21 protein-coding genes are annotated in these 18,194 nt (G+C 59.5%); 13 read left to right on the top strand and 8 right to left on the bottom strand.

Annotated features, from left to right (window positions below; translation table 11 throughout):
- Nucleotides 1-58: 58 nt before the first annotated feature.
- The 13 genes from mnmG to CSQ95_RS01305 all read left to right on the top strand — a co-directional run bounded on the left by mnmG (nucleotide 59) and on the right by CSQ95_RS01305 (nucleotide 11,907).
- Entirely contained in the window at nucleotides 59-2,008 is a 1,950-nt protein-coding gene (gene mnmG / locus CSQ95_RS01365; protein ID WP_070288900.1) for a tRNA uridine-5-carboxymethylaminomethyl(34) synthesis enzyme MnmG, read from the top strand.
- Nucleotides 2,005-2,649, top strand: coding sequence for a 16S rRNA (guanine(527)-N(7))-methyltransferase RsmG (rsmG, locus tag CSQ95_RS01360; protein ID WP_099408165.1), 645 nt, complete (start codon nucleotides 2,005-2,007; stop codon nucleotides 2,647-2,649). Before mnmG ends, rsmG begins: the two co-directional genes overlap by 4 nt.
- A 168-nt stretch (nucleotides 2,650-2,817) precedes the next feature.
- On the top strand, nucleotides 2,818-3,588 hold the full coding sequence (locus CSQ95_RS01355) for a ParA family protein (protein ID WP_046681849.1): 771 nt from the start codon (nucleotides 2,818-2,820) through the stop codon (nucleotides 3,586-3,588).
- A gap of 64 nt (nucleotides 3,589-3,652) precedes the next feature.
- Nucleotides 3,653-4,537 carry a ParB/RepB/Spo0J family partition protein gene (locus tag CSQ95_RS01350; RefSeq protein ID WP_099408164.1) on the top strand — a complete coding sequence of 295 codons (885 nt, stop codon included), beginning with the start codon at nucleotides 3,653-3,655 and terminating at the stop codon, nucleotides 4,535-4,537.
- 270 nt (nucleotides 4,538-4,807) lie between these two features.
- The gene (locus tag CSQ95_RS01345) at nucleotides 4,808-5,176 is read left to right on the top strand and encodes an ATP synthase subunit I (protein ID WP_034752692.1); all 369 of its coding nucleotides are present in this window, start codon (nucleotides 4,808-4,810) and stop codon (nucleotides 5,174-5,176) included.
- Between the two features lie 51 nt (nucleotides 5,177-5,227).
- Nucleotides 5,228-6,037, top strand: coding sequence for a F0F1 ATP synthase subunit A (atpB, locus tag CSQ95_RS01340; protein WP_046681851.1), 810 nt, complete (start codon nucleotides 5,228-5,230; stop codon nucleotides 6,035-6,037).
- Nucleotides 6,038-6,096: 59 nt separating this feature from the next.
- Nucleotides 6,097-6,375 (top strand): F0F1 ATP synthase subunit C, encoded by a 279-nt coding sequence (gene atpE / locus CSQ95_RS01335; RefSeq protein WP_034752695.1) that lies wholly within the window; start codon nucleotides 6,097-6,099, stop codon nucleotides 6,373-6,375.
- Nucleotides 6,376-6,418: 43 nt separating this feature from the next.
- The gene (locus CSQ95_RS01330; protein WP_034752697.1) at nucleotides 6,419-6,889 is read left to right on the top strand and encodes a F0F1 ATP synthase subunit B; all 471 of its coding nucleotides are present in this window, start codon (nucleotides 6,419-6,421) and stop codon (nucleotides 6,887-6,889) included.
- Between the two features lie 2 nt (nucleotides 6,890-6,891).
- A complete protein-coding gene (locus CSQ95_RS01325; RefSeq protein WP_034752699.1) occupies nucleotides 6,892-7,437 on the top strand; it encodes a F0F1 ATP synthase subunit delta in 546 nt (181 codons plus the stop codon).
- Between the two features lie 78 nt (nucleotides 7,438-7,515).
- Complete coding sequence (atpA, locus tag CSQ95_RS01320) at nucleotides 7,516-9,057, top strand: F0F1 ATP synthase subunit alpha (RefSeq protein WP_034752701.1); 1,542 nt, start codon at nucleotides 7,516-7,518, stop codon at nucleotides 9,055-9,057.
- Between the two features lie 62 nt (nucleotides 9,058-9,119).
- Complete coding sequence (atpG, locus tag CSQ95_RS01315; protein ID WP_086144317.1) at nucleotides 9,120-9,995, top strand: F0F1 ATP synthase subunit gamma; 876 nt, start codon at nucleotides 9,120-9,122, stop codon at nucleotides 9,993-9,995.
- A gap of 29 nt (nucleotides 9,996-10,024) precedes the next feature.
- Nucleotides 10,025-11,425 (top strand): F0F1 ATP synthase subunit beta, encoded by a 1,401-nt coding sequence (atpD, locus tag CSQ95_RS01310; RefSeq protein ID WP_034752705.1) that lies wholly within the window; start codon nucleotides 10,025-10,027, stop codon nucleotides 11,423-11,425.
- A 62-nt stretch (nucleotides 11,426-11,487) separates the two neighbouring features.
- Nucleotides 11,488-11,907, top strand: coding sequence for a F0F1 ATP synthase subunit epsilon (locus CSQ95_RS01305; protein WP_065307860.1), 420 nt, complete (start codon nucleotides 11,488-11,490; stop codon nucleotides 11,905-11,907).
- 69 nt (nucleotides 11,908-11,976) lie between these two features.
- Here CSQ95_RS01305 and CSQ95_RS01300 read toward each other — a convergent pair whose 3' ends face one another.
- From CSQ95_RS01300 to CSQ95_RS01270, 8 genes are all read right to left on the bottom strand, one after another.
- The gene (locus tag CSQ95_RS01300; RefSeq protein WP_143449870.1) at nucleotides 11,977-12,564 is read right to left on the bottom strand and encodes a hypothetical protein; all 588 of its coding nucleotides are present in this window, start codon (nucleotides 12,562-12,564) and stop codon (nucleotides 11,977-11,979) included.
- A gap of 184 nt (nucleotides 12,565-12,748) precedes the next feature.
- Nucleotides 12,749-13,792 carry a ribosome small subunit-dependent GTPase A gene (gene rsgA, locus CSQ95_RS01295; RefSeq protein WP_257217910.1) on the bottom strand — a complete coding sequence of 348 codons (1,044 nt, stop codon included), beginning with the start codon at nucleotides 13,790-13,792 and terminating at the stop codon, nucleotides 12,749-12,751.
- A gap of 275 nt (nucleotides 13,793-14,067) precedes the next feature.
- Nucleotides 14,068-14,622 carry a hypothetical protein gene (locus CSQ95_RS01290; protein WP_070218932.1) on the bottom strand — a complete coding sequence of 185 codons (555 nt, stop codon included), beginning with the start codon at nucleotides 14,620-14,622 and terminating at the stop codon, nucleotides 14,068-14,070.
- Between the two features lie 69 nt (nucleotides 14,623-14,691).
- Nucleotides 14,692-15,057, bottom strand: a complete 366-nt coding sequence (gene speD / locus CSQ95_RS01285) for an adenosylmethionine decarboxylase (protein WP_099408162.1) — start codon at nucleotides 15,055-15,057, stop codon at nucleotides 14,692-14,694.
- A gap of 2 nt (nucleotides 15,058-15,059) precedes the next feature.
- Nucleotides 15,060-15,236: a hypothetical protein gene (locus CSQ95_RS29550; RefSeq protein ID WP_157792409.1), complete on the bottom strand. Its 177-nt coding sequence runs from the start codon at nucleotides 15,234-15,236 to the stop codon at nucleotides 15,060-15,062.
- Nucleotides 15,233-16,696: a DUF4178 domain-containing protein gene (locus tag CSQ95_RS01280; RefSeq protein WP_099408161.1), complete on the bottom strand. Its 1,464-nt coding sequence runs from the start codon at nucleotides 16,694-16,696 to the stop codon at nucleotides 15,233-15,235. Before CSQ95_RS01280 ends, CSQ95_RS29550 begins: the two co-directional genes overlap by 4 nt.
- A gap of 20 nt (nucleotides 16,697-16,716) precedes the next feature.
- On the bottom strand, nucleotides 16,717-17,757 hold the full coding sequence (locus CSQ95_RS01275; protein WP_099408160.1) for an SPFH domain-containing protein: 1,041 nt from the start codon (nucleotides 17,755-17,757) through the stop codon (nucleotides 16,717-16,719).
- Nucleotides 17,758-17,788: 31 nt separating this feature from the next.
- The gene (locus CSQ95_RS01270; protein WP_070288892.1) at nucleotides 17,789-18,175 is read right to left on the bottom strand and encodes a DUF350 domain-containing protein; all 387 of its coding nucleotides are present in this window, start codon (nucleotides 18,173-18,175) and stop codon (nucleotides 17,789-17,791) included.
- Nucleotides 18,176-18,194 lie beyond the last annotated feature (19 nt).

The raw sequence follows: 18,194 nt of genomic DNA, 5'->3' as shown, positions 1-18,194 counted from the left end.
AGACTCTATAATCGGAGCTCTCTTCCCGCATTTTTACTTGCACTGTTACCTATTTATCATGTTATTTCCTACAGAATTCGACGTCATCGTTGTCGGTGGTGGTCACGCCGGTACCGAGGCGGCCCTCGCTTCCGCCCGCATGGGGCAGAAGACGCTATTGCTCACGCATAATATTGAGACACTGGGCCAGATGTCGTGCAACCCCTCCATCGGCGGCATCGGCAAGGGCCACCTGGTCAAGGAGGTCGATGCCATGGGCGGCGCGATGGCGATTGCCACCGACGAGTCCGGCATCCAGTTCCGCATCCTGAATTCCTCGAAAGGCCCGGCAGTGCGCGCCACGCGCGCCCAGGCAGACCGTATTTTGTACAAGGCCGCCATCCGCACGCGCCTGGAAAACCAGACGAATCTGTGGCTGTTCCAGCAAGCGGTCGATGACCTGATCGTCGAAGGCGACCGGGTCGTTGGAGCCGTGACGCAGATCGGCCTGAAGTTCCTCGCGCGCGCCGTGGTGTTGACGGCCGGCACTTTCCTCGACGGCAAGATCCACGTGGGCTTGAATAATTATTCGGCCGGCCGCGCCGGCGATCCGCCCGCCATCTCGCTTTCGGCCCGCTTGAAAGAGCTGAAACTGCCGCAGGGCCGTTTGAAAACGGGCACGCCGCCGCGCATCGATGGCCGCACGATCGACTTTTCCGTGATGCAAGAACAGGCGGGCGACCTCGATCCCGTGCCGGTGTTTTCCGTCATGGGCAACACGGCCATGCACCCGCGCCAGGTGCCGTGCTGGGTCACGCACACGAATAGCCAGACGCACGACATCATCCGCGCCGGCCTGGACCGCAGCCCCATGTACACGGGCGTGATCGAAGGCGTGGGGCCCCGCTATTGCCCGTCGATCGAAGACAAGATCCACCGCTTCTCGGGCAAGGAATCGCACCAGATCTTCCTCGAGCCGGAAGGTTTGACGACGCACGAGTTCTATCCGAACGGCATCTCCACCAGCCTGCCGTTCGACGTGCAGATCGCCCTGGTGCAGTCGATGAAGGGCATGGAAAACGCCCATATCCTGCGCCCCGGCTATGCCATCGAATACGATTATTTCGACCCGCGCGGCTTGAAGGCGTCGCTGGAAACGAAGGCCGTCGCGGGCCTGTTCTTCGCCGGCCAGATCAACGGCACCACGGGCTACGAGGAAGCGGCCGCGCAAGGCATGCTGGCGGGCCTGAATGCGGCCTTGCTGACGCAGGACAAGGAAGCCTGGGTACCGGGCCGCTCCGAGGCCTATCTGGGCGTGCTGGTCGACGATTTGATCACCCAGGGCGTGCAGGAACCGTACCGCATGTTCACCAGCCGCGCCGAGTACCGTTTGAGCCTGCGCGAAGACAATGCCGACATGCGCCTGACGGAAATCGGCCGCGCGCTGGGCTGCGTGGGCGACGCCCAATGGCAAGCGTTCGAGACCAAGCGCGAAGCGGTGGCGCGCGAACTCGAACGCCTGCGTTCCACGTGGGTCAATCCGCGCATCCTGGCGGCCGCCGAATCGGAACGCATCGTCGGCCAGGCCATCGAGCGCGAGTACTCGCTGGCGGACCTGCTGTGCCGCCCGAACGTGGCCTACGACACCCTGATGAGCATGACGGGCATGGAAGGCCAGGCCCTGGCCGGCCCGGGCGTGGAAGACCCCGCCGTGCGCGAGCAGGTGGAAATCCAGCTCAAATATGCGGGCTACATCGAGCGCCAGAGCAAGGAAATCGAGCGCCATGAACACTATGAAAACCTGGCCTTGCCGGAAGGTTTCAATTACCTCGATATCGGCGCGCTGTCGGTCGAAGTGCGGCAAAAACTCGACAAGCAGCGCCCTGAAACCCTGGGCCAGGCATCGCGCATATCGGGCGTGACGCCGGCGGCGATTTCGCTGCTGCTGGTGCATCTGAAAAAGCGCGGTTTTGGCGCAGGGCAAGCCGAAATACAGACCACCACTTTAAAGGACGAGGTTGTTGAATGAAGCAGTTTGACCGGGCCGCATTGGCCCAGATTTTGAATGAAGGCATCGCCGCGCTGGGGCTCGACCTGAGCGCGGATCAGACGGAAAAACTGCTCGATTACCTGGCCTTGCTGGCCAAATGGAACAGCGTGTACAACCTGACGTCGGTGCGCGATCCCCTGCAGATGCTGACCCTGCACGTGCTCGATTCGCTGGCGGCCGTACCGGCGTTCGCGGATGCAAAGAATGTGCTCGATGTGGGCGCCGGCGGCGGTTTGCCGGGCATGGTCCTGGCCATCGCACGGCCCGATGTGAAGGTGTCGATGATCGACACCGTGCATAAAAAGACGGCATTTTTGACGCAAGTGAAGGCGGAACTGGGGCTGACCAACGTCACCGTGTACACGAAACGGGTGGAACAGCTGGAAGTGGCGCAGAAATTCGACGTGATTACCTCGCGTGCCTTTGCCGACCTGTCCGACTTCGTCAACTGGTCGCACCACGTGCTGGCCGAGGACGGGCAATTCATCGCCTTGAAAGGGGTGGCACCGCCAGACGAGAGAGAGCGACTGCCGGCAGACTGGAGAGTGACGGAATTACGAGCGATCCAGGTGCCAGGGCTAAATGCAGAGCGTCATCTGGTCTTTATAGCAAGAGTTTAAAGGCCTCGGAATTGAACGGTATAAATCATATAAACAGTTTATACGGTATAAATAATATAAACCGTATAAACGATTTATATCGTATAAATAAAATAAACAGTATAAATCGTTTCGGCCAGATGCCGGGGCGCACGATGAAGTTTGCATCTCTTTACAACTAGAAGATACATGGCCAAAATTTTTTGTGTAGCAAATCAAAAGGGTGGTGTTGGTAAAACCACAACGAGCGTCAACCTCTCCGCCGGTCTGGCCAAGTTGAACCAGCGCGTGCTGCTGGTCGACCTCGACCCGCAGGGCAATGCGACCATGGGCGCCGGCATAAACAAGGCCGGCCTGAAGGCGTCGACCTATGAAGTCATGCTGGGCGAGTCCGATGTGAAGACGGCACGCCAGCGTTCGGAAGCGGGGCGCTTCGATGTCTTGCCGTCGAACCGCGAACTGGCCGGCGCCGAAGTGGAGATGGTCGAACTCGACAACCGCGAACGCCGCCTGAAGGATGCGCTGGCCGAAGTCGACAGTGAATATGACTTCATCCTGGTGGATTGCCCGCCGGCATTGTCGATGCTGACCTTGAATGGCCTGTGCGCCGCGCATGGCGTGATCATCCCGATGCAGTGCGAGTACTACGCGCTGGAAGGCTTGTCCGACCTGGTCAACACCATCAAGAAGGTGCATGCGAACCTGAACCCGGATTTGAAGATCATCGGCTTGCTGCGCGTGATGTTCGATCCGCGCATGACATTATCGCAACAAGTGTCGGCGCAGCTGGAACAGCACTTCGGCGACAAGGTCTTCAATACCATCATCCCGCGCAACGTGCGCCTGGCCGAAGCGCCGTCGTACGGCTTGCCCGGCGTGACCTTCGACCCCAGCTCGAAAGGTGCCCAGGCGTATATCGCCTTCGGCGCCGAGATGGTCGAGCGCATCAAACATATGTAAACAAGAGGCGGGCGCCTGCACGGTTTGATGTAAGCGCTTACTCTGAAAACACGATTAGGACAGCATGGCTACGAAAAAATTAAAAGGACTGGGTCGCGGACTCGACGCCCTGTTGGGCGGCGGCGGCGATTTTGCCAGTCCGGACACGACACAACCGTCGAACTTGCCCGTATCACAAATGCAAGCCGGCAAGTACCAGCCGCGCACGCGCATGGACGAGGGGGCCTTGAATGAACTGGCCGCTTCGATCAAGGCGCAAGGGCTGATGCAGCCGATTCTGGTGCGCCCGATCGGGCAGGACACCCTGAGCGGACTTGTCAAATATGAAATTATCGCCGGTGAACGCCGTTTCCGCGCCTCGCAGCTGGCCGGCCTGACGGAAGTGCCGGTGCTGGTGCGCGACGTGGACGACCTGGCCGCCGCCGCGATGGCGCTGATCGAGAACATCCAGCGCGAAGACCTCAATCCTTTGGAAGAGGCGCAGGGCATCCACCGCCTGATCGCCGACTTCAGTTTTACGCATGAGCAAGCGGCCACTGCGCTGGGACGCTCGCGCAGCGCCGTGTCGAACCTGTTGCGTTTGATGAACCTGGCCAACCCCGTGCAAACCATGCTGATGGCCGGCGATATCGACATGGGCCATGCGCGCGCGCTGCTGGCCGTCGATGCGGCCAGCCAGATCACCCTGGCGAACCAGGTCGTGGCCAAGCGCCTGTCGGTGCGCGAAACGGAAAAGCTCGTCACCCGCACGCTCGAGGAAGCGGCCAACCCGGTTGAGCCGCGGCAAAAGGAAAAGTCCGGCGACATCGCGCGCCTGGAAGAAGAGCTGTCCGATGCGCTGGCCACGCCCGTGGTGTTCAAGATGGGCAACAAAGGCCGTGGCCAATTGGTCATCGATTTTGCCGATCTTGACGTGCTCGATGGCTTGTTGACACGTTTGCGTGGTTAAATAGCAAGCTGCAAAGACAGGGGCCATGCGGGTGTGGCCGATCCGGCCATGCTTTCCAGATGCACCACGTGATTCCTTGATAACACGGCTGGAAGCGGCCAGACAAGCGACTTTGCCATATAGTGGTGCAAATGGCGGCGAATAGTCGGTAAAGCGTCAGTTTCACGCAGCAATTGCCCTGCTGCGGTGCACCAACGTTTGACTCTATAGATCAAAGCCAACTATAATCCCGTGTCTTTGCGTGTGTAGATTTTTCTGGGAACTTGGCAATTGAGTGATTCACAACAAAGCATTGCCAAGCCAGTCTACAAAGTAGTTGCATTGCAGCTAGCAATCGCTATCAGTTTTGCCACGGTCACCCTGTTTTTCGGTGGCAGTGTCAGAGGCTGGTCCGCCGCATACGGCGGCGCTATCGCAGTCATCGGTAGCCTGGTGTATGCCCTGTTGGTGGTTCGCGGTTCTAGCGACGCCAACAAGGCATTCCGGGCGCATTTGCGCGCAGAAGTGGTGAAAATATTTATCACAGCGGTGCTGTTTATATTGGCACTGGTGTTGTTTCAGTCGGCCGCCTGGTTATGGCTGATCTTGGGTTTCGCGGTGGCAACCTTAGCATACTGGTTTTCATTGCTCGCTGTTTAATCATTGGTTTTGGGGCCTGTTGAGCTCTGAAACGACAAATCTAAATTCATTATGACCACAGAACACGCTATTGAAGCGGGCCATGCTGCCCCGGCCAACGCCACAGAATACATCAGTCACCATCTGGCCCACCTGAGAAGTGCCGACGGCATGATCAATCTGGATACGTTCTGGATTTCGGCCATTCTGGGCTTTGTTTTCCTGGCTGTTTTCTATATGGCGTCGCGCCGCGCGACGGCTGGTGTCCCTGGCAAGTTGCAAAACTTCGTCGAAATGGTCATGGAAATCGTCAATGACACTATTAATGGGGCCTTCCACGCGAAAAGCAAGGTCATCGCGCCGCTGGCCATCACTATTTTTGTGTGGGTCTGGTTGTTGAACGCGATGGACTTCCTGCCGGTTGACCTGTTGCCGAAGATCCTGAGCTGGTTTGGCGTGCATAAACTGCGCGCCGTGCCGACCGCCGACGTCAACCACACATTCGCCATGTCGCTGTCGGTCGTGCTGTGCGTGATCGCCTTCTCGATCAAGGCCAAGGGCCTGGGCGGCTGGATCAAGGAACTGTTCACGGCACCGTTCCATGCGAGCGGCCTGATCGGCACGATCGCCCTGGCACCTGTCAATTTCTTGCTGCAAATGGTTGAGCTGGTTGCAAAACTGATCTCCCTGTCGCTGCGACTGTTCGGCAATATGTATGCCGGCGAACTGATTTTCATCTTGATCGCGTTGTTGCCTTGGTGGGCACAGTGGGCGTTGGGTGGTCCATGGGCAATTTTCCATATCTTGATTGTAACTTTGCAAGCTTTTGTGTTTATGGCGTTGACGGTTGTGTATCTGAGCCTCGCGGTTGAGAAACATTAATCATTAACTTTATATTTTGTTTTTTTAGTATCTTTCGTTTTTAAATTTAGGAGAATTTTATGCAAGCTCTGATCGCACAAGTACAAAGCATGACCGTTCTGGCAGCAGCAATCATCATCGGCCTGGCCGCAATCGGCACCGCTCTGGGCTTCGCTATCTTGGGTGGCAAATTCCTGGAAGCTTCGGCACGTCAACCAGAACTGATGCCACAACTGCAAACCAAACTGTTCGTTATCGCTGGTCTGCTGGATGCTATCTCGATGATCGGCGTTGGTGTTGCTCTGCTGTACACGTTCGCTAACCCGTTCCTGTCCGCTCTGACGGCTGTTGCTCAGTAATTCGCTCCAACCCTAGGAGAAACTTTTAGTTAGGAGCAAAGGTATGGACATCAATATGTCGCTCATCGGCCAGATGATCACCTTCGCGGTGTTGGTCTGGTTCTCGATGAAGTTCGTATTTCCAGCGCTGAACAACGCGCTGGATGAGCGTGCCAAACGAATCGCGGATGGATTGGCTGCGGCCGATCAAGGTCAGGCTTCGATGGCAGTCGCTGAAAAGCGTGCGCAAGAGGCATTGAACAGTGCACGTGAAGAAGCGTCGCAACGCGTTGCGGACGCTGAAAAGCGCGCGCAGCTGGTTGCTGAAGAGATCAAGCAAAATGCACAAGCTGAAGCTGCGCGTATCATTGCGCAAGCCCAGTCGGACGCCGAACAGCAACTGTCGAAAGCACGCGAACAATTGCGCGCTCAGGTGGCTGACCTGGCTGTCAAGGGTGCCGAGCAGATCCTGAAGCGTGAAGTCAACGCTACGGCTCACGCCGAAATGTTGCAGCGTCTTGCTGTCGAGCTGTAATCATGGCAGAACTCGCAACCGTCGCCCGTCCCTACGCGGAAGCTTTGTTCCGCGTAGCCCAAGCTGGTAAGGAGTCAAGCAACCTCGCGGCGTGGTCCGAGCTGGTGTCCGAACTGGCACAGATCGGTAGCCACCCCGAGGTACAGGCGTACGCGCGCAATCCGAAGGTTTCGGAAAGCGACGTCGCCGCCACCATCCTGTCGTTGTTGAAATCGCCGCTCAATGAGGAAGTGAAAAACTTCGTCACGATGTTGATCGAAAATGGCCGCATCAGCCTGCTGCCGGAAATCGGCGCGCAATTCCATGCCTTGAAAAATGGCCTGGAAGGTGCGGCTGACGCCGAGATCACGAGCGCTTTCGATCTGAGCGAAGGCCAAACGGCCGAGCTGGTCGCAACGCTGGAAAAGAAATTCAGTCGTAAGCTCAACCCTGCCGTCACAGTGGATCCATCGCTGCTCGGCGGCGTGCGCGTGGTTGTTGGCGACCAAGTGCTCGATACCTCGGTGCGCGCCAAGCTGCAGCAACTGCACGCTGCACTGGTGTCGTAAGACACGCGCTTCGGCAGGCCAGCTTAGACAGACCCTTACCCCTCGCGCAAGCTGAGAGAAACACTTTTAGGAGTTAGTATGCAACTCAACCCATCTGAAATCAGCGAGTTGATCAAGAGCCGGATCCAAGGTCTTGACGGCGGCGCTGAAGTGCGTAATCAAGGCACGGTTATTTCCGTCGCCGACGGTATCTGCCGCATCCACGGTTTGTCGGACGTGATGCAAGGCGAGATGCTGGAATTCCCAGGCAACACGTTTGGCCTGGCAATGAATCTGGAACGCGACTCCGTCGGTTCCGTGATTCTGGGTGCCTACGAGCACATCTCCGAAGGCGACACGGTGAAATGCACCGGCCGCATTCTGGAAGTGCCAGTCGGTCCTGAGCTGCTCGGCCGCGTTGTCAACGCGCTGGGCCAGCCGATCGACGGCAAAGGCGCCATCGAGACCAAACTGACGGCCGCGATTGAAAAAATCGCCCCGGGCGTGATCGCCCGTGAATCCGTTTCGCAACCGATGCAAACCGGCCTGAAGTCGATCGATGCGATGGTTCCAGTTGGCCGCGGCCAGCGCGAACTGATCATCGGCGACCGTCAAACCGGCAAGTCGGCCGTGGCGATTGATGCGATCATCAATCAAAAAGGCCAGGGCATGAAATGTATCTACGTCGCGATTGGCCAAAAAGCCTCGTCGATCAAGAACATCGTGCGCTCGCTGGAACAGCACGGCGCGATGGAATACACCATCGTTGTCGCCGCTTCCGCTTCGGAATCGGCCGCCATGCAATACATCTCGCCGTACTCCGGTTGCGCCATGGGCGAATACTTCCGTGACCGCGGTGAAGATGCACTGATCGTCTACGATGATCTGTCCAAACAAGCTGTTGCATACCGTCAAATCTCGCTGCTGCTGCGCCGTCCACCAGGTCGCGAAGCGTACCCAGGCGACGTGTTCTACCTGCACAGCCGCCTGCTGGAACGCGCAGCACGCGTGAACGCCGACTACGTCGAGAAGTTCACCGACGGCGCCGTCAAAGGCAAGACCGGTTCCCTGACGGCACTGCCGATCATTGAAACGCAAGCTGGCGACGTGTCCGCATTCGTTCCAACCAACGTGATTTCGATTACCGACGGTCAGATCTTCCTGGAAACCTCGCTGTTCAACGCCGGTATCCGTCCTGCGATTAACGCCGGTATTTCCGTATCGCGCGTCGGTGGCGCCGCCCAGACCAAGGTCATCAAAAACCTGTCCGGCGGTATCCGTACCGACTTGGCGCAGTACCGTGAACTGGCCGCGTTTGCGCAGTTCGCTTCGGACCTGGATGAGTCGACCCGCAAGCAGCTGGACCGTGGTGCCCGCGTAACGGAATTGCTCAAGCAAGCCCAATACTCGCCACTGTCGATCTCGCTGATGGCCGTATCGCTGTTCTCGGTGAACAAAGGCTTCATGGACGACGTGCCAGTCAAGCAAGTGCTGTCGTTCGAAGCTGGTGTCCACGCTTACATGAAGACCAAGCAAGCTGCTCTGCTGGCCAAGATCGAAGAAACCAAGCAACTCGACAAAGACAGCGAAGCAACTCTGTCGGCGGCCATTGCTGATTTCAAGAAATCCGGCGCATATTAAGCGGCCAGGCGGCGCCCGCCTCGAGTGAGGCGCCGCCCTACGCGCAGAAGGAGTAAGGACTCATGGCATCAAGCAAAGAGATACGAGGCAAGATCAAGAGCGTAGAGAATACGAAGAAGATCACCAAGGCGATGGAAATGGTCGCCGCGTCCAAAATGCGCAAGGCGCAAGACCGGATGCGGGCCGCTCGTCCCTACAGTGACAAGATTCGGAATATCGCCGCCAATCTGGCGACCGCCAATCCGGAATACACGCACCCGTTCCTGGCAGCTGCCCAGGGTACGCAAGCGAAGGCAGTGGGTTTCATCGTTGTCACGACCGACAAAGGTCTGTGCGGCGGCATGAACACCAACATCCTGCGCCAGGTGACGTCGAAGTCGCGCGAGCTGGAAGCAGCTGGCAACCGGATTGAAGCAGTTGCCATCGGTAACAAGGGTTTGGGTTTTTTGAATCGCATCGGCGTCAAGATCGTCGCCTCTGCCATTCAAACCGGTGATACGCCGCACCTGGATAAATTGATCGGACCTGTCAAGGTCATGCTCGAAGAATTCCAGGCTGGCAAGCTCGACGCAGTGTACCTGTGCTACACCAAATTCATCAACACGATGAAGCAGGAACCAGTGGTCGAACAGTTGCTGCCGTTGACGGCTGACAAAATGGTCGCCGACAAGAGCGCACACTCGTGGGATTACATCTACGAGCCGGATGCACAAAGCATCATCGACGAATTGCTGGAGCGCTATGTAGAAGCGCTGGTGTACCAGGCAGTCGCGGAGAATCTGGCGTCCGAGCAATCGGCACGGATGGTCGCGATGAAAGCTGCAAGCGACAACGCGGGTAGTGTGATCGGCGAATTGAAGCTGATCTACAACAAGACCCGCCAAGCTGCGATTACCAAAGAACTCTCCGAAATCGTCGCCGGTGCGGCTGCGGTTTAAACGAATTTAACTATATTGAAGGAACGAACATGGCTGATGGCAAAATCGTTCAGTGTATCGGCGCTGTGGTGGACGTTGAGTTTCCCCGCAACGCGATGCCTAAGGTATTTGATGCCTTGAAGATGGCAGGCTCGGAACTGACCCTGGAAGTACAACAGCAGTTGGGCGACGGCATTGTCCGTACCATTGCACTCGGCTCGTCCGATGGCCTGCGTCGCGGCATGATGATCCAGAACACCGGCAAACCTATCATGGTGCCAGTCGGTAAAGCAACCCTGGGTCGCATCATGGACGTGCTGGGCAACCCGATCGACGAATGCGGCCCCGTGTCGCACGAGCAGATCGCGTCGATCCACCGCACCGCTCCTGCATACGACGAACTGTCGCCATCGCAAGAACTGCTGGAAACCGGCATCAAGGTGATCGACCTGGTATGCCCGTTTGCAAAAGGCGGTAAAGTTGGTCTGTTCGGCGGCGCTGGCGTAGGCAAGACCGTGAACATGATGGAACTGATTAACAACATCGCCAAGGCGCACAGCGGCGTGTCCGTATTCGCCGGCGTCGGTGAGCGTACCCGTGAAGGTAACGACTTCTACCACGAGATGGCTGACGCGAAAGTGGTCGATCTGGAAAACCCGGAGAACTCCAAAGTGGCGATGGTCTACGGTCAGATGAATGAACCGCCAGGTAACCGTCTGCGCGTCGCGCTGACTGGCCTGACGATCGCTGAATCGTTCCGTGATGAAGGCAAGGACGTGTTGTTCTTCGTCGACAACATCTACCGCTTTACGCTGGCAGGTACCGAAGTGTCGGCACTGCTGGGCCGTATGCCGTCGGCTGTGGGTTACCAACCGACCCTGGCGGAAGAAATGGGCCGTCTGCAAGAGCGTATTACGTCGACCAAGACCGGTTCGATCACCTCGATCCAGGCCGTCTACGTTCCAGCCGATGATTACACCGATCCGTCGCCTGCTACCACGTTTGCTCACTTGGATTCGACCGTTGCGCTGTCGCGTGACATCGCTTCCCTGGGTATCTACCCAGCCGTGGACCCACTGGATTCGACCTCGCGTCAGCTCGATCCGTTGATCGTTGGTCAAGAGCACTATGACACCGCGCGTGCCGTGCAAACGACCCTGCAACGCTACAAGGAATTGCGCGACATTATCGCGATTCTGGGTATGGACGAGCTGGCACCGGAAGACAAACTGCTGGTCGCCCGTGCACGTAAGATGCAGCGTTTCCTGTCGCAGCCTTTCCACGTCGCTGAAGTCTTTACCGGCGCGCCTGGTAAATACGTTTCGCTCAAAGACACGATCAAGGGCTTCAAAATGATCGCTTCGGGCGAACTCGATCACCTGCCGGAACAAGCGTTCTACATGGTCGGCACGATCGAAGAAGCAATCGAAAAAGCCAAGAAACTTAACTAAGTTAAGTCTGGGCCTAACCCCGCCCGTTAGACGGCGGGGTTCTTCAACCCGATAGGACACACATGGCACACACAATTCACGTTGACGTGGTTTCCGCTGAAGAACTGATTTTTTCAGGCGAAGCAGAATTCGTCGCGTTGCCGGGTGAACAGGGCGAGCTGGGTATCTACCCACGCCACACGCCTTTGATTACCCGCATCCGTCCGGGCGCGGTCCGCATCAAGGTAGTCGGCCAGGCTGAAGAAGAGTTCGTCTTCGTTGCCGGCGGCCTGCTGGAAGTGCAACCGGATACCGTGACCGTCCTGGCCGATACCGCGATCCGCGGTCACGACCTCGACGAAGCGAAAGCGCTGGAAGCGAAGAAGTTGGCGGAAGAAAATATCCACAACAAGGATTCGGGCATCGACTACGCGCAAGCGCAAGCCGAGCTGGCCAGCGCGATTGCGCAGCTGGCAGCGATCCAGAAGCTGCGCAAGCATTAATTTGCTTGCATGCAGTAATACAAAAAGGCAGCCTGCGGGCTGCCTTTTTTTATGCTTCAGCCGCCTGGCTTATTCGCAGCTTGGCTGCCAGGCGCTATCGCGCAACTGGGCAGCCAGGCTGGCATTGCCCTCATTGACCAGCTTCAGGCTAGCCTGCCTGCCCGCCGCTGACTGGTCCGCGCCCGCCGGTGTCTTTACCGCATATTGAAACTGCAGCAGGCCACCACAGGCGGCAGCGCCATGAAAGCTCTTGCTGACGTTCGATTCATACACGGGGTTGGCCGCATCCGGTTCATATACCGACCGCATCAGCACGTGGCCATTCTCGACAGTGACGGAGGAAATGGGTTCCGGCTTGGTGGCTGCCAGCGACTTGAGCAGGGCGGCCGAGAAGTCCAAGGGATCGGTCTTGGAATTGCCTTCGTAGAGTATGGTAATCAGGCTGCTCCATTTTTCCACCGCTTCGCCATTCGTCGTATATTCATACAAGGCCCGTTTGCTGTTGCGACCCTGCGGCGCGGTAAACGTCAGCGTGTAGACTTTGTCGGCATGGTGAATCTCTTGCGGCACGATCAGCTTCTGCGCGAACAGCGAGCTGCTGGCGAACAGGCAAGCTGACAATGTACTCAGTAGTAAAACGGTTTTTCCCTTGAACACAGTGCATCCTCATGTCATGGTTGGCGGACCGCGCGCATTGCGTGCGGGGCATCTCTGTTGGTAGTGCATTTGACTATACCTTGCATATTTCTCAATTGCAACTTTGATATATTCCAGCATCCTGGCTGCGGCTCGGCTGTTCACGCCATTCCATCCTTGTCACGTTGCCTGAAGGCCTTCATCGTCACTTTCCACTTGGCGCGCGCTGCGCTGCGCTCGAGCGGCGTCTCCTCGCTGCGGCGCGCGTCGCGCAGCAGCTTGTGATGTTGCGCAGGCGATCCGCATCGACGGCGCCACGGACCTGGCAACCGGGTTCGCTGGCATGCTGGCAACCGGGTTCGCTGGCATGCTGGCAATCGCGGAACTGGCACGTTGCGGCAAGCGCCGCGATGTCGTCGAACGTGGTCGCCAGGGTCTGCGCATCGGCATCGGCGCGCCAGCTGCGCAAGCCCGGCGTGTCGATGATGCAGGCGCCATCCGCACACAGGTGCAGCGAGCGGGCCGTCGTCGTGTGCCGGCCGCGGCCGCCGCCGTGGCGCACGCCATTGGTCGCTTGATCCGCCGCGCACAAGGTATTGGTCAGGCTGGACTTGCCCGCGCCCGATGAACCGAGCAGTACCAGGGTCTGGCCGGCACCCAGCCAGGGTTCCAGGATGGCCACGTCATACGCATGGCGTGTATCGATGGCGAACAGCGGGACGTGGGGCGGCAGGCGCTGTCTGAGCTGGGCCAGCTTGCCTCCCACGTCATCGGCCACGTCGGCCTTGCTCAGCACCACCACGGGCGTTACGTGCGCCGCCAGCACGATGGCCAGGTAACGCTCCAGGCGGCGCGGATTAAAATCCTCGTCGAGTCCCATCACCAGCAGGGCCGTGTCGACATTGCTGGCCAGCACTTGGCGGCGGCCGTCATTGCCGCGCCGCGCGATCTGCGTGATTGGGGATAAGTGCGCTGTTATCCACAGCGTGCCGTGAAGATCGGGTTCGACGGCGACCCAGTCACCGACAGCAAGGATGGTGTCGTGTTCGAGCAGCGCGTGCAGCAGGCGTGGCAGGATCTGCGCCGGCTGTTCCTGGCTGCCGTCGTGCACGCCGATGCTGTCGCGGTGCACGGCGCTCACGCGCATCAGCTGCGCGGCGGGGGAAGATACGTTGAGTTGGGTGGCTGCGCCGGCGATGGCCTGCTGCAGCCCGATAAGGTGTAGTTGCGCAAAATCGAATGCGATCATGGTAGCGTGATTCCAAATTCTATCGTCCGCATGCGGACGTGTAGCCTGCGCGTGCAGGCACCGCCAGTCGCGATGACTGGCACGAAAGAAGGGACGTCGGCTACGCGATCACGCGTATGGGGAATGGCGAGCTAAAAAGGCTTAGCAGGGGAAAACAGTGATCAGGCAGCCGACAGCACGGCAGTATCCGAATGGCGCATGTTGTCTACTCCTGTTGTGTGATGGAAAACGCCAGTGTGCCAGCGGCATGCGCCGCCGTCAATGGATGGTGTGGCTCAGCTGCACATGCCGTATGCCTGGCGCTCGGGGAAATAACGGTACGTAAACGTGCGTACCGGATAGCGCTTGCCGCCGACGAGCATGTCGGGCATGGATAGATCAAAGCGCTGCGGCAGCTGGCGCGGCAGTTGCAGGCGCAAGCGCCACTGGGTTTCCTTGCTGTTGCCGACGGCGGCAAACATGATGGGCAACTGCTCGATGACGTCGACGATCTCCGCCTTCTGGTTCATGCCGCGCTGGTAAATGGTGAGTATCTTGGCTTCCGCGAAAGGCGGCTTTTTCGGTTCTTCCAGCAGGAAGGACAGGCGCGTAAAACTGGCTTGGGTGCCGACGGGCAAGGTAAAAATCAGCGCCAGCTCCGTGCCGCCTTCCTTCAGGGTGACAGGCGGCGTGGCGTAGATGCTGATACCGCGCGGCAGTTCGAAACGCGAGCCATCCGTCCACGTCTTGCACTCGGGCGTGGTGGCCTGGTACAGGCTGGGCGCCGTGTAGTCATCGCAGGCGGAAACCAGCAGCAGCAGGGGCAGGGCAAGGAGGGCGGAACGGCGCATGGGAGTCACGGTTGGGGGATCAGCCGACAGTGTAAGCGATCCCCGCGCGATCCACCAGCGACGCCAGGTCTATCCGGGCGGGGCGCGCCGCACGGACTGCAGCTGGCAATGCGCCGGTTGCAGCGCAGCCTGGATGATGTCCAGCGCCAGCTGCGGCCGGGCCGCGCCGCACATGAAGATGTCGACGGCGGCAAAGCCCACTTCGGGCCAGGTATGGAGCGAGATGTGCGACTCGGCCAGCAGCAGCACGCCCGTGACGCCCTGGCCCGGGCCAAAGCTGTGGAAATGGCCGTGCAGTACTTGCGCACCGGCCGCGATGGCCGCCTCGCGCAGCAGGCGCTCGAGCGCGGCGCAGTCGCGCAGGCGTTCCGGTGCGATGCCCGACAGGTCGGCCAGCAGATGGGTACCCAGGGGGAGATGCGGTGCGGACGCCATGCTTATTTGTGGCTGCCGCCGCTGGAGCCGCCGCCATAGCTGCCGCCGCCGCCGCCCGTGCGCGAACTCCAACTGCTGCCGCCGCTGCTGCCGCTGCCGGCCACCTTGAACATGCGCACCCAGTTGGCGGCCGTGACACTGAAGGTCACCATCAGGGCGTAGATCACGTATTTACTCATGGGGGATTCTTTGCATTCTTGTCGAGGAAAACGGCGGGCAGGAACAGCGCAAGGCAGCCCAGCAAACTCCACATCAAGGTGCTGGAGAACGACACGAACATGGGGATCGCATTCAAGACCAGCACGATGACGATGAAGACCTTGGCGATGCCGCGGTGACTGAGCTGGATATTCGTCGTTTTGATGGCGCCATGGAAGGCGGCGCCGAACCAGGCGGCCATCTGGTCATAGGCGACGGGCACGGAGCGCGACCAGGTCATTTCCTCGCCCGTGAGCTCCGCCGCCAGCTTGGTCTGTCCCTGCTCGAATTCATAGACGCGCGTGCTGTCGCCGACGGCCACCTTCCAGTTGAAGGCGCCCGCTGCGTACACGACCTGCGAGCCGTAGTCATACAGTTTGCGGTAGGTGGCGCCATCGAGCGTGCAGCTGGCGGCGTCCAGCGAGGCCCAGCTGGGCCAGTTCGGCAGCACGTTCGAGCGCGACCAGCCCTCGTCCGTCTCCACCAACCAGAAGAAGCCGGCGCGCGCGTTGTACAGCAGGTATTCGTTCCACTCGCTGCCCTCGTCGTCGGCGCGGCGCATCATGCCGATCACCGTGAAATCCACATTGCTGATCTTCGCGCTGGCGCCCAGTTCCAGCGTGATGTCGGCGTTCTCGTGCACCTGCTTGCCGATGGCCAGCACCTGCGCTTCCGGGCCGCTGGCGTCGAGCTGCGCGTGGCAGGCGGGACACACGAGCTGCGCCGCCGCACCCGGCACATATTGAATGCCGCTGCCGCAGGAGGGGCAGTCGAGCGCATCGAGCTTGCCGCGGTACTTGCCGGCGCTCTTGGCGATGGTCTCGTCGTCGCGCAGCAGCTGGCACTTCAAACTGTCCAGGGTGACGGCGACGCCCTGGTAGACGACGGGTTGCGGGCCATCCGTGTAGTCGAGCGTGACGAAGCTCGCGTAGTTGCGGAAGTCCGCCACCTGGATGCGCCAGCCGGCGCCCACCTTGAAGGGCAGCTCGCCCTGGCCGGCGATGCATTCGGCATTGCGGATCTCGGCCGCCGTGTACGGTTCGCCGCAGATCGTGTAGCGCCTGCCCGGCGCCAGCTCGCCAAAGGCGGGCAGGGCATCCTGCGTGCCGCGCTCGCGCGTCAGCGTGTACAGGCCGGACGAGTCGCCCAGCCACGCCGTGCTGGCGTCGTCGAACAGCAGATACCATTCGTTCCACGTGCCGGCGCTGTAGCGCTGCTGGATGCGCCCGACGACGGTGAAGTGCACGCCGTCGTGCACGCCGGCCGTGCCGATCTGGATTGGCGAATAATCTTCCAGGACGGCCGACATCTTGCCCAGGTCCCTGACGGAATCGGCGTCCTTGAGGATGGTGCTGTGGCAGTACTCGCACACGGCGAGCACGGAAGCGTGCGAGCGGAAATGCACTTCCGCGCCGCAGCTGGGACAGGAAACAGTTTGCATGCAGTCGTATTTCGCTCTAATCAGCCGATCAGTTTTTTCAGCAGTTCAGCCTTGGCGCCGTCGTAGTCGGCCGGCGAAATGAGTCCCTTGTCCAGTAAACCCTTGAGTTTTTCCAGGCGCGCCTCGATTGGTTCTTCCGCGGGAGCCGGTGGCGCCGCAGGTGACGCGGCGGGCGCGGGCTGCTGCAGCGCACCGCCCATGCTTTGCGCCATCACCTGGCCGATCGACAGCCCGGCGCCGAGGCCTGCGCCGATACCGGCCATGCCGCCTTCGTTCTGCGCCGCCAGCGGGATCGCGTTGGCCACCTGGAATTTGGTGTAGCCGCTCATCTTGTCGGCGCCCAGGCCGCCCTTCATGCCGGCGGAAATACGCTCGTCGAGCGCCGCCTGCAATTCCTCGGGCAGGCTGATGCTGGCCACGTTGAATTCATCGAGGCCCACGCCGTAGCGGGCAAACGCCTGCGCCAGGCCATCCTTGACCTCTTGCGCCATCAGCGCCTGGTTGGCTGCCATGTCGAGGAAGGGAACATTCGCGCCGCCCAGCGAGCTGGCCATGCTCGACATCAGAATGCCGCGCAATTGATCTTCCACGTCGTCGCGCGTATAGACTTCGCGCGTGCCGCTGATCTCCGTGAAGAAGGTGCGGGCGTCGGCGATGCGGTACGAATACATGCCGAAGGCGCGCACGCGGATCATGTCGAAATCCTTGTCGCGGATGGTGATCGGCTGCGGTGTGCCCCACTTGCGGCCGGTCTGCACGCGCGTGCTGAAGTAATACACGTCCGACTTGAACGGCGAATTGAACAGCTTGTCCCAGTTTTTCAGGTTGGTCAGCAGCGGCAAGGTCTGCGTCGTCAGCTTGTGCGTGCCGGGACCGAAGACGTCGGCGATCTTGCCTTCATTGACGAAGACGGCGACCTGCGATTCGCGCACATTCAGGATGGCGCCGTTCTGGATCTCGAAATCCTGCATGGGGAAGCGCCAGGCCAGCACGCCTTCCGTCTCTTCGTTCCACTGCAGTACGTCGATAAACTGCTTCTTGATAAAGCTGCCGAGGCTCATGATGGATGTCCTTGAATAAGATAAAGCGGTGTCAGGAAATGCAGGCGGCGTTGATGGCGCCGATCGACAGCGAAATGGCGCCCAGCAGGCCGCCGAAAGCGCTGTTGTTCGATTCGATCTGATCCTTCGACATGCGCAGCAGGCGCGTGGTGACCACATACGCGAGCAATTGCACCACCATGGCACCGAAGGCCCAGGCGAAGAATTGCTGGTAGTCGGCCGTGTGCATCAGGGACGAGGCGATGGTGGCGGAAAAGCCCAGCAGCGCGCCGCCCAGCGACAGGGCCGCCGCCTGGTTGCCCTGTCGGATCAGCAGCACTTCGTTATACGGCGTGACGCGCGTGTAGATGATAAAAAAGGCAATCAGCAGCGCGGCGGCCAGTATAAGATGGATCAGATAGTTTAGGATGGCGGGCACGGCTTTCCTCGCAATGAGT

The sequence above is a fragment of the Janthinobacterium sp. BJB304 genome (assembly GCF_002735765.1).
Taxonomy (GTDB): domain Bacteria; phylum Pseudomonadota; class Gammaproteobacteria; order Burkholderiales; family Burkholderiaceae_D; genus Janthinobacterium.
This window is presented reverse-complemented; position numbering and strand designations above follow the sequence as displayed.